Raw genomic sequence first — 11,528 nt, 5'->3', positions numbered from 1 at the left:
GTGTGCGCCCTAAGCGTTCAGCCAGCACTTGATGCCCGCCATGCAGTTCATCACTGTTAGGTTCGGATCTGAGATCCACCCCCCGACGCTTGTGGATACGCCTTCGACGCTGTCATTGAACATCGGACAAATTGTGCCACCCTCGTCACGCACGAGCATTGCCATCTTGCTGTAAGCTGCCTTCCGCTTTTCGGTGTCAAGTTCTGCCTTTGCGCCATTAAGAAGTGCGTCAAACTCCGCATTTTTGAAACGAGTATCGTTCCAGTCGGCGGTCGAGAGATAGGCCGTGGTGTACATCTGGTCCTGAACGGGACGCCCGGACCAATAAGAGGCGCAGAAGGGCTGTGCGTTCCAGACCTCTGTCCAGTAGCCATCATTCGGTTCCCGCTTGATTTCAAGCGGAATACCCGCTGCTTTGGCTGATTCCTGAAACAACGCCGCGGCATCGACCGCACCGGGGAATGCACCATCGGCAACCCGCAATATGATTGGCGAGCCATCGTGGCCAGAAGCGGCGTAATGCTCCTTGGCTTTTTCGATTGAATGTTCACGCTGTACAATCGTCTCGTCGAACAGCGGATAGGCTTTGTTAATCGGGAAATCGTTGCCCACCGTGCCATAGCCACGCAGGATTTTGTCAACAAGCTCTTCGCGGTTGATGGCATATTTCAACGCCAGCCGCAGGTCGTTGTTGTCAGTTGGTGCGGTGTCACAATGCATAATGAAAACATAATGGCCTGGTCCTGAGACCGATTTGACCTCGACATTCGGCGCTCGGCCCAGAAGCTGTGCGATCTTCGGATCCACCCGGTCGATGATGTGAACTTGACCTGATTGCAAGGCTGCAGTCCGTGCGGTGGCATCATTCAGGACAAGCACCTCTATCTCGTCGGCATGGCCGATCGAATCGTCCCAGTAATTGGGGTTCTTTTTAAACAAATGGCGAATGCCGGGCTCATCAACTTCTACCATGTACGCACCGGTTCCGATTCCGGCGGTAGGATTTTCAAATCCGCCGTCCGGTTGAATCTGTAAGTGGTAGTCAGCCATCAGGTAGGGCAGATCGGCGTTTGGCGTGCTTAAAGTTACCGAGAAATTATCGCCATCCACCTTCATGGATTCGATCCCTTGCATAATGCCAAGCGCGCCTGACGTGGCATCCTCATTCGAGTGACGTTCCATGGTGCGCAATACATCTTCTGGGGTCAGCGGCTTGCCGTCGTGGAACTCGACCCCCTTGCGGATTTTGAAATTCCAAGTTTTGGCATCTGATGTTGCTTCCACGCTCTCAGCTAGCCTGTTTTCAATGCTGCCATCAGGGGCCACGTTCACAAGGGTGTCGAAGGCATTTCGTAGGTTCACGGTAGGGACCGACGATGCGGCTAGTGCCGGATCCAGTGTGTTGGTGCTTTCGCCGCCCTGAATACCCATCTTGAGTGTGCCGCCTTTGACCGGGCCTTCGGCGCGGGCCTGTGTGGCCAGCATTGTGTTCGCCACTGCCGCTGTCACGCCAAGTGCAGCGGCACGCCCGACAAATTCGCGGCGTGTCATCAGGCCCTTGGCCACATCGGCCGTCATAGATTTTAGTTGATCGTTCATTTGATACTCCCGGTTGGAATCATGGCGCTTGGTTGCGCCGTTTTATTGACTGATGGATCAAGTTTGCCGATTTTGTGCTGTGTCGCAAGGGTTAATAGCCATCAGATCATGATGGTTGTGTTACATGCAGTCCCTTTTCACGCTGTCGGTGATATCGCGGTCATAAACCAAGGTGTCGCCTTCATAGGCTTCCAGCCGTGCGGTCAGATGGAAATCTGTCGCATCTGATGACATCGTGCAGTGTGTTTCCGTGCGCAAAACGATATCTCCGCGCTGCAGTTCTTCGGTCCAGTGACACGTGCCGCGCGCTGAAAGCGGATTATCTGGATGAATGGTCCAGCGTTCGCGCGCAATTGACCCATTGATCAGCCCGTGACCCAGGTCTTTCACGCGGCCAAAATCGTCTTCGATCACCAATGAAACCTCACCTGTGGTCATATCTGTTTCGCGCCGCCTGATGTGATTCTGGGGGCGCAAAGTCTCAATCTGCCAGGGACCTGCGGCGGTGGGGGGCGGGAAAGCGTATTCGTCGCCGCCCGAGGTCGGGCGCTGGGGCAGGGCGATCTGACCGGCACTCAAGGTCAGTGTGCTGGGCGCAGGCGAGGGCCAGATCAAGGGCCAGTAGGCGTCAGAAAGGGAGACCCGCAACCGATGCCCCGCGGGCACCCGGTAGGCGATGTGATCAAGATCAAGCATGACGTTTTCAACCTTGCCTACGGTCATGGGCTTTGGGTTTTCCGCGCTGTCCCGATGGCTGAGGTTCAGGACGCCGTAGGTGATGCGGGTGGCGGCACCGTCGGGGTGAATATGGTTCAGGCGGACCGCCATCTGCGCCTGTGGCTGGTTTGACGCAACCTGAACCGTCACGCGCGGCGCGCCGACGATGTCCATATCGGCGCTCAAGGGTTCGCTGTCGAAAGTCGTTGACAGCGCATCATCGCTGCGCTGGTCACCGGGCAGTTCGGGACCAAGCCAAATTGCGCAATATTCGCCCGCATCCGCGCCGCAATGCGCAGGAGAGGCAACGGTGCGGTCAAGCTGACCGGTTGTGGTGCGCAGACCGTCGTTCGTCAGGTATAGCGTCTTGGTTTGCAGATGAGATGTCGCCCCGGTTGTTTCCGCAATCCAGCGGCCGGGACGTTCCAGATACCATGTGGCGGGGCGCAGTCCGTCCATGAGATAGGCGCGATAATCGGGGTCATCCTCAACCCCGGTGTCGATGTCTTTGAGCCAGCGGTCCCACCAGCGCAGCGCTTCTTGCAGGAACCCGATGCGTGGTTCGGGGATGGCAAAATGCGGATATTTATGGACCCACGGCCCTACGATGCCCTTGGCATCTGGCAAGGCTTCGACCAATTGCGGGACCGCGTTCTTATAGGCGTCTCCCCAGCCGCCTATTGCCAATACCTTGGCTTTGATGGCGCTGTAGTCCTCGATCACCGACCCCTGTTTCCAATAGGCATCGCGCCGTTGGTGGCGCAGCCAGAGTGAGGGCAGGAACGGTTCTGCGGCCAACCGCTCCAGCCACATCTCACGCCAATCCTCGCGCAATGCAGGGTCAGGTGCGCGGCTGGAATAGGACCACATGGTTGCACCCCAGCCGAGGTTTTCGTTAAGCAAACAGCCGCCCTTGTAATGAATGTCATCGGCAAAGCGGTCCACTGTGGAGCATAATGTGATCACCGCCTTCAGCGGTTCGGGCGCATGGGCCGCAACCTGAAGGCCGTTAAATCCGCCCCAGGAAATGCCCATCATGCCGACATTGCCATTGCACCATTGCTGGGTGGCCAGCCATGATATCACCTCGATGCAATCGGCCTGTTCGAGCGGAGTGTATTCGTCCTCCATCACGCCGTGACTGTCGCCATTGCCACGCATGTCGACCCGCACGCAGGCATAGCCGCGCTCGGCGAACCACGGATGTGTCAGTGCGTCGCGTGCGCATGTCCCGTCGCGTTTGCGGTAGGGCAGATATTCAAGGATCACGGGGACAGGATCCGTATGGGCATCGGTGGGACGCCAGACACGGGCGGACAGCCGGCAGCCGTCGCTGAGGGTGATGCCCAGATCAGGCTCTTCGGTGATGGCGCGCAGGGCGTTTAGGGTTTTGGTCATTGTTAATAGGTCTTGCGGGTGGCTGATTTTGTCAACTGAATCGTCTTTTCGCAGCCCTTCAAGGGCTGTGGGCGGGCCATCGAATGTTTTGCGAAATATCCCCGTCCGCGTTTGGTGCTGGCCCCTGACGGTATTTGGAAAGGGGTGAAGGTCAGGGGGTTTGCGTATCCAGCCAGAGCGTCACCGGGCCATCGTTGGTCAAGCTGACGGCCATGTCGGCACCAAATTTGCCGGTCTGGGTCGGGATATCCAGCGCGGCCAGTTGTGCGGTGAAATATTCATACAGGTGGTTGGCGTGTTCGGGTTTTGCGGCACCCGAAAATCCCGGACGATTGCCGCGCGATGTATCGGCGGCGAGGGTGAATTGACTGACCACCAATGCGGCACCGCCAGTCTGGGTGAGGCTGAGGTTCATCTTGCCTGCATCGTCCTTAAACAGCCGCAATTTCGAGATTTTGAGGGCAAGCGCCGCTGCTGTGGCTTCGGTATCATCGGGCATGGCGCAGATCAGGATCAACAGGCCCGGACCAATGTGACCAATGGTTTCGCCTTCGACTGTAACGGCAGCCTCGCTGACCCGTTGCAACAGGGCGCGCATCAGGATTTCCAGTCGATGATCTGGTCGGGGACGGCGCGTTCGGTGCGAAATTGATTGATCGGTGCGTCCTTGTTTGCATAGCCAAATGAGATGGCGCAGAGGACCAGCCGGTCGTCTGCAATGTCAAAGTGGTCGCGGACCAGCGGCGCGTAGCCCGCAATGGCCGCCTGCGGGATGCTGGCAACGCCAAGCGCCGTTGCGGCCAGGGTAAATGCGGTGACAAAGCCGCCGGAGTCCATTGCGCCGTAGGGGCCAAGCTCTGCCGGGGAATGGATGATCGCGACATGGGGCGCATCAAAGAGCGCGTAATTGCGCAGCATCTGGGCCATGCGCCCGGAGCGGTCGGATTTTTCAATGCCCACCGCATCGTAAAGCTGGTAACCGCAGGTGCGGCGCCGCTCCGCATAGGCATCGGAATATTTTGAAGGCCAGTCGAGGTCTGGCTGCGGTGGCGTGCCAGTGCTGGCGGCTGTCATCATGACATCGCGGAAGGCGTCGGTTGCGGCACCTTTGGTGATGGTGACCTGCCAGGGTTGGGCATTGCACCACGAAGGGACATGGCGCGCGGCGGTGATGATCTGGGTGATCACATCATCTGGCACCGGATCAGGCCGAAAAGCGCGGCACGAATAGCGCGATTTCAGGATATCGGTAAATGTCTCATAGGATGTCATGGTTGTTGCGCCACATAATAGCCGATAATTGCAGCCAGAATGAGGCCAAGGATCACCGCAAAAGTGATTTTGATGGTGGAATAGGGCCGTTCGCCCTGCACCCGCCCGGTGCGTCCGTTTACGACAAAACGATAGGTTTTCCCGCGGTATTTATAGGCCGCGAGCCAGACCGGCAGCAGGATGTGCTTGAAAGTGATGTTGGACACTGCCGTATCAATGCCGTGGATGCGCTGGCGGTCGCCGCCGATGTCAAATTTCACGTCCCGCTCGATCACCCTGTCCATGTGCTGGCGGGCCTGTCCAAAGCCATCTTCGAGCGACACCGCATAGGCTTCGGCGCGGAACCCCGCGAGGTATTCCGGCGCATAGGGTTCAAGGGCGGACAGATCCCAGGGTTCCAGCGCGTCGGTAAAGCGTTTGGGCAATGAGGTTGAGGCGAGCACCAGCACATCGTCAAAAAACCGCGCCACGCGTCCCGATGCAGCGCGCCAGCGCACCTTGGCTACTTGAACGCGGGTGCGTTTGCCGTCGCGCATCACGGTCTGGGTTTCGTAGTAAACGGTGCCACGTTCACCATGATAGCTGGAAACGGTATCGGCATCATAGGTCCAGTAGGGCACGTAAATGCCCTGCATCTTGCGGTCTTTGCGGGCGTATTTCTTGAGGCCGCTTGGGGCGAACCACAAACTGCCAAGCCAGTCTTTCATCGCGTCCCGTGCGACGTCTTCGGGCAGTGCAAAGGGCAGGACAGCGCGGGGTTTGATGTGCCGATGGATACCGGTATCGACAACCAGAGGCGTGGCGCAGAATGGGCATTCGGTGGCGTGTTTTCCGTCCTCAAACTCCACTAGGGCGGCGCAGTTGGGGCAGGATGTGACACGGGTTTCCTGCATTTCAGTGCCCGGCAGGTCGGTGCGCAGCCCGGCCTGAAAATCAAGTTCCTTGATGGGCTGAAACTGAAAGCCAGTGCCGTCGATGGCTTGGGTGTTGCCGCAATGATCGCAAGTCAATTCGCCCGCTTGCGGATCAAATCGCAGGTCGGACCCGCAATTGTCACAGGGAAAGCGGTGTTCTGAGACGGGGGCAGGGGCGTTGAATGTGTCGGTCATGAGGGCTCCGTCAGAGGGCTTGAACCAGACATAGCGCTGATGGTGCCAGCGTGCCAGAGCGGTTGCGGATTGTCTTATAAATAGGCGTGCAGAATGCGCGGTACCATGATCCGCAAGGCATTGTCGCGCAACCGAACGTGTCGCCAGATGTGAAAACCGGCATGCGCGATCGCAAGGATCGCGAGCAGATAGAACTCATAGATATGGATGGTGCCGATGATGTCATTGGCATGTCTCAGGCCCAAGGGCGGCGCGATGGGCAAAATGCCCCCTGCTTTTAGCAAAGTGGCCGAGGTCAGGCCCAGGAAAAACCCGGTGAGCGCCACACCAAACAGCCCCCAGATCAGCGCCTTGTGCAAACCCTGATGCACTTTTCGGGCCCATGGGGGCAACTTCGGGCCGGGGCGGCTTGCCAGACCGCGGCGCATGTAATCGGCGTTCCAAAGCAGGCAGAGCGTGACAAAAAGCAGACCCAGCATCGAATGAAACTGAAACGCGCGCGGTCCAAAGGGCAGCACATCAGACGGGGTCACAAGGATGAACCAGATGAGCAAGGGCACCATGGACCAATGCATCACTTTCAGGGCGGTGCGGCGCTGGGGCAGATAAGGGGTTAGGGTGCGGAATATCATTTTGTCTTGGTATCTGGGTCTTAGTCAGGTCAGAACATACGTCCACCATAGTATCACAGTTTCAGCTGGCCACCAGATTGGGCCATGGCTGCCCCAGTGGCAGGGCATGATCACGCCGGAACGGGCCAAAGATTGGCAGCATCATCGGCACAGCGCCCACGATTGCGGGGCTGTTGCCATCAGATCTGCGACAGTTGCTAATACCTCATGCGCCGGGCGGTGGCGGCGGCAGAACGGTGAACAATTGCGCCAGTTCGGCCACATCTTCGGCCTTTTGCCAGCCGTCCTGACCGGGGGTCCAGACGAATGTTTCGCGCGTCAGGCTGCCGTCGGCGGCCATGCGTCCCAGGCTTGCCTTTGAAAAAGGCCCTGTTGTGTCGCCATCCACGGCGATGTGCCAGACGTGTTCGACGGGCGGTGGTGGTGGCGCGGGGATCGCGGCAGGTGCGCCGTGAGGGCGTGCGCCCCATGGGCCAGCGGTGGCCGCAACATGGTGACCGATTTGCATGCCCAGACCGGCACCCAGACCCGCCTGAATGGCCGCAGCACCGCCGCCATCACGGCCCAGGGCCTCGGCGGCCTGAAACTGCATGTATTCGTTGAGGTTGCCAATCACGCCCATCGAGGATCGCTTGTCCATGACCTCTTCGACCGCAGGGGGGAGCGAGATATTCTCGATATAAAGTTCCGGCATCGAAAGACCGTATTCGGCGATCTGTGCGGCGATTTCGCCGCCGACCAGCTTGCCCAACTCGCGGGTGTTGGCGGCCATGTCCATCACGGGAATTTGGGCGCGTGCGATGGTGCGAGAAAATTCCTGTACGATGATATTGCGGATTTGAAAGCTGATCTCGTCCATGGTGAATTCGCCGTCGGTGCCGACGATTTCGGTCAGGAATCTGGCGGGGTCCGACACCTTGACGCTATAGGTTCCAAAGGCGCGCAGGCGCACCGGGCCAAATTCAGGGTCGCGCACGATGATCGGGTTCTTGGTGCCCCATTTGAGGTCATTGAACCGGGTGGTGTTGATGAAATAGATTTCGGATTTGAACGGACTTTTGAAGCCATGATCCCAGTGTTGAAGGGTCGTCATGATCGGCATGTTGTTGGTTTCAAGCATGTAAAGACCGGGGGTGAACACATCGGCCAATTGCCCTTCGTGCACAAAAACCGCTGCTTGACCTTCGCGCACAGTCAGCTTGGCCCCGTATTTAATCTCGTGGCCTTCACGCTCAAACCGCCAGACCATCGTGTCGCGGGTGTCGTCGGTCCAGTGGATGACGTCAATGAATTCGCCTGAGAGGAAATCGAAAATACCCATGGGGTCGGTCCTTTTCTTGGTCAATATCCAGCGTGGTTTAAAGCGGCCCGCCCGTCAACTCACGCGCGATGATGCGGGTTATTGGCGTGGCCTCTTTTGCGTTCATGCCGATGCGCAAACGCGGGTCGTAAAGCATCTTGAGCAGCAGTTCATCGTGGTTGGTCAGCAACGCGAATTCGTCGTCATCATTAAAGATTGACGGACGCGCGCCGGGGCTGTCGTTGGCAAGGCCCATGCCCTGCGCCAGTTCTTCGTGGATACACGAAAGGCGCAGCAGATCGGGGTTTTCAGCACGGATTACCGCCACAGCAGCGGTATAGGTGTTGGCATTGGGCCCCGAAGCATAGGCGGCAACTGCGCAATAGGTGTCGCGCCGGATGTCGCGCATGGCATTGAGCGAACTGGCCGAGATGCCCGGCACCCGCGTGGCGGCCTGTGCCAAGGTTGCGGCGCGGTCGTCCTCAGATGCGATGATGACCAGAAAATTCGGCTTGCCAGAGGTCGAGACGGGGTGTCCGGTGACACGGCCAAGCCGGGCAGCGTAACTTTTTACGTCTGCGGTGTCACTGGCGCGTTGTGAGGGGGGCACGCCTGCGCCAAAGATCACTTCCATGCGCACGGGTGCTGCCCAGCGGCGCAGCGGGCTGGCCCCGCCACGGCCAGTAAAGTTGCCGTCATATTCATTGTAAAACGCAATCTGTTCAAAGTTGCGCGCCAGCACATCGGCGGTAAATGGCGTATCCACCCCGCCGCCATCCCGGCGTAGCAGCCCTTGGGCCAGTTGTGCGCGTTGAACTTGCGCGAGGTAACTGCGCAAAGCGGCGCTTTTTTCAGATGTTGGCTGTGCCACAACAGGCGCGGGCAGGGCGGCTGCAGCTGGCCGTGCCGGTGGTTTGGTGGGGGGGGTCACCAAGACCGCATCACAGCCGAAAAGGGCGGCGACCAGCATGGCCCCCGCGCCCCATCGCGCTATTCTGTTCCGAACCGGTGACACCATTGGGTTAGCTTGGCACCGCGCCGGACGCGGTGTCGCCCAGACCGGTCTTTTTGGCCTTGGCAGAAGCAAGGGTATCACGCAGTTTGGCCTCCATTTCCTTGAGGTCCTTCTCGGCGGCGGCGCGCTTTGCCTTGCCTTCGTCTGCGATCTGCAGCGATTCCTCGATGGTGCCAATCAGATCGGCGTTGGCCTGTTTGACGGCCTCGATGTCGAAAACGCCGCGTTCCATTTCCTGACGGATCATCTTGTTGCTTTCACGCAGGTTCTTGGCGTTTGATGTCAAGAGCTCATTGGTCAGATCGTTGGCTTCGCGGACCGCTGATGCGGCTTCGGCTGAACGCTGGATGGTCACGGCCTGTGCCAGTTGCGTTTCCCACAGCGGCACGGTGTTGACTAAGGTCGAGTTGATCTTGGTCACCAGCGATTTGTCGTTTTCCTGCACCAACCGGATCGATGGCAACGATTGCATGGTCACCTGACGGGTCAGTTTCAGATCATGTACCCGGCGTTCCAGATCGTCGCGCGCGGCGCGGATGTCGCGCAATTCCTGTGCCACCATCACCTGATCGGCCTCTTTAGCCTTGGCGACAGTTTTTTCCTTGGCGGGGATTGTCTTGGTGTCGAGTTCCGCCAGCTTTGCCTCACCCGCCGCGATGTAAAGTGCAAGTTCATCGTAGAACTGCAGGGTCTTTTCATAGAGCATATCGAGCGATTTGATGTCCTTGAGCAGTGTGTGTTCGTGACTCAGCAGGTTGTCGGTGATGCGGTCAATCTGGCCCTGCACCTTTTCAAACTTGGCGGTGAATTGGGCAAAAGGCGCGGCTTTGCCCAACAGCTTTTCCCACCAGCTGCGCTTACGGCGTACATCGAGTTCAGAGACCGAAAAGCCACGGATCGTGCTGACGATGCTGCGCAGGCTGTCACCGGCGGGGCCGACATCCTTGTTGCGCACATCCTGCAACATGGCTTGCGAAATCTCTTGCAGTTCGGCCTGCGCGGCAGAACCGAAGGAGACGATGGATTGGGTGTCTTCCATGTCGATCTCGCCCATGCGGCGCTTGATCTCAGCGCTGAGTGGCTTGTCGGCATCTTGCAGGGAAACGACAGCATTTGCATCCATGGGTTCGGGCAGGATAACGGCGGTAACCTCTTCGACCAAGGCAAGGGATTGGGCGGCTTTTTCTCTTACAGTTTCAGACATATACTCTGGTTCCTTAAAGTTTTGGGTGAAGGGGGCGTGTCATTCCAAACGCACCCCTTCTCGGGAAAGCCGCTCGCGCAGCACATCAATTTCGACCGACAGATCGCTGCGATCATCCAGCAGAGATTTTTGGTTTCGGGCGGCAAAGTTCTGATCAAGATCATCCAGCAATGCCATGTAATCAATGCGCGCCTGCGGATCGCCGGTGCGCGCATAAATGTCTGCAAACTTTGCCGTCGCGTCGCGGGCACCACGTAGGTACACCGACAGGTATTTGCGCGCGGCAGTCAGGTCGCGCGGGTCTTCTTCGACGGTGCGGATCAGATTGCGGGCGGTGGCCTGAAAGCGCGCCAACCGGGCTTCTGCTTTGCGATCGCCGGCGCGTTTGATGGCGTCGGTCATGCCGGCCAGATATTTTTCGGCCTCATCCACAACACGCGCCACGCGGTCTTGTTGAAAGGTGTCGATGCCTTCCATGCCCTTGGACTTGAGCGGATCAATCCCAAAAGCGGCGAAATGCAGACCCGTGGCGCAAAGTCCGTAGAGCACGGCGGCAACCACATCGCTCGCCACATTCAGGTGGGCGATTACAGCCAGTCCGGCACCCAGCCCGGTTGCAATTCCTGCCAAAATCTTGCGGGGGACGGCAGGTCGGCGGGCCACCTTGCGCGCGGCATAGGCCGCTTCGGCACGCAGCCCTTCGCGCAGCAGCCATGCGCCCAAAGTCAGGGTCCCTGCGCCAACCAATCCAAACGCAAGGCTTTGCGCCCCGCTGCCCAATGTGGTTGCCAACAGCACAACAGGCGGGATGAACATCACGTTTGCACGTCCACCAACCGGGTCAACCACCACCCGATCGCCATGCTGGGTCTGGGGCGTGCCGCTGTCGTCTGGGCTGTACTTGCCACCGAAACGCTTTGCCATCTTTACAGGCCCCCCAGCCAGCCGGAGCTGACGCCAAAGAGGATCACAACCAACGCGACATAAGAGACTTTCTGAAAGCCGGTTGACCTCATAGCGCAATCCTTTGCCTGTCGAACGATCTCGGAAAATCTACAATAGCAACGATGATGCGGAAAAACACGGGGGTAGTCGGGCAATCTTGCATTATTTTTCCAAGTCCGCTCATTCAATACCGCTCACGCGTGGCCAAAGGGGTAACTCACCGGCTGCCCAAACGCGGGACAGCGCCACAGGGTTTGCCTGCTTTATTGGCAGCAGGATGGTCACGATATCCCCCATTGGCAGTGTTCACCAAAGTCTTAGGACCATCTTGGTTCAA

Annotated in this window: 10 protein-coding genes; all 10 read right to left on the bottom strand. The window is 58.4% G+C overall.

The window, feature by feature from the left end; all coding sequences use genetic code 11:
- Positions 1-9: 9 nt before the first annotated feature.
- Positions 10-1,599, bottom strand: a complete 1,590-nt coding sequence (locus ACEWL3_RS10970) for an ABC transporter substrate-binding protein (RefSeq protein ID WP_386181682.1) — start codon at positions 1,597-1,599, stop codon at positions 10-12.
- A 120-nt stretch (positions 1,600-1,719) separates the two neighbouring features.
- Positions 1,720-3,714, bottom strand: a complete 1,995-nt coding sequence (locus ACEWL3_RS10965) for a CocE/NonD family hydrolase (protein ID WP_386181685.1) — start codon at positions 3,712-3,714, stop codon at positions 1,720-1,722.
- Positions 3,715-3,865: 151 nt separating this feature from the next.
- On the bottom strand, positions 3,866-4,312 hold the full coding sequence (gene dtd / locus ACEWL3_RS10960) for a D-aminoacyl-tRNA deacylase (RefSeq protein ID WP_386181688.1): 447 nt from the start codon (positions 4,310-4,312) through the stop codon (positions 3,866-3,868).
- Complete coding sequence (locus tag ACEWL3_RS10955) at positions 4,312-4,986, bottom strand: nitroreductase (protein WP_386181691.1); 675 nt, start codon at positions 4,984-4,986, stop codon at positions 4,312-4,314. The genes dtd and ACEWL3_RS10955 overlap by 1 nt, the downstream gene beginning before the upstream one ends.
- Positions 4,983-6,095 (bottom strand): TFIIB-type zinc ribbon-containing protein, encoded by a 1,113-nt coding sequence (locus ACEWL3_RS10950; RefSeq protein ID WP_386181693.1) that lies wholly within the window; start codon positions 6,093-6,095, stop codon positions 4,983-4,985. Before ACEWL3_RS10950 ends, ACEWL3_RS10955 begins: the two co-directional genes overlap by 4 nt.
- A gap of 74 nt (positions 6,096-6,169) precedes the next feature.
- Positions 6,170-6,727, bottom strand: a complete 558-nt coding sequence (locus ACEWL3_RS10945; protein WP_386181696.1) for a cytochrome b — start codon at positions 6,725-6,727, stop codon at positions 6,170-6,172.
- Positions 6,728-6,932: 205 nt separating this feature from the next.
- Complete coding sequence (locus ACEWL3_RS10940; protein ID WP_386181699.1) at positions 6,933-8,048, bottom strand: SPFH domain-containing protein; 1,116 nt, start codon at positions 8,046-8,048, stop codon at positions 6,933-6,935.
- A gap of 37 nt (positions 8,049-8,085) precedes the next feature.
- Positions 8,086-8,997 carry a DUF2927 domain-containing protein gene (locus ACEWL3_RS10935; RefSeq protein ID WP_386181702.1) on the bottom strand — a complete coding sequence of 304 codons (912 nt, stop codon included), beginning with the start codon at positions 8,995-8,997 and terminating at the stop codon, positions 8,086-8,088.
- 52 nt (positions 8,998-9,049) lie between these two features.
- Complete coding sequence (locus ACEWL3_RS10930; RefSeq protein ID WP_386181705.1) at positions 9,050-10,246, bottom strand: toxic anion resistance protein; 1,197 nt, start codon at positions 10,244-10,246, stop codon at positions 9,050-9,052.
- 39 nt (positions 10,247-10,285) lie between these two features.
- Positions 10,286-11,170, bottom strand: a complete 885-nt coding sequence (locus ACEWL3_RS10925) for a 5-bromo-4-chloroindolyl phosphate hydrolysis family protein (RefSeq protein WP_386181708.1) — start codon at positions 11,168-11,170, stop codon at positions 10,286-10,288.
- Between the last annotated feature and the right edge of the window lie 358 nt (positions 11,171-11,528).

Source organism: Sulfitobacter sediminivivens (genome assembly GCF_042611115.2).
GTDB lineage: Bacteria > Pseudomonadota > Alphaproteobacteria > Rhodobacterales > Rhodobacteraceae > Sulfitobacter > Sulfitobacter sediminivivens.
The sequence above is the reverse complement of the archived record's forward strand: the minus strand, read 5'-3'. Positions and strand labels throughout refer to the sequence as shown.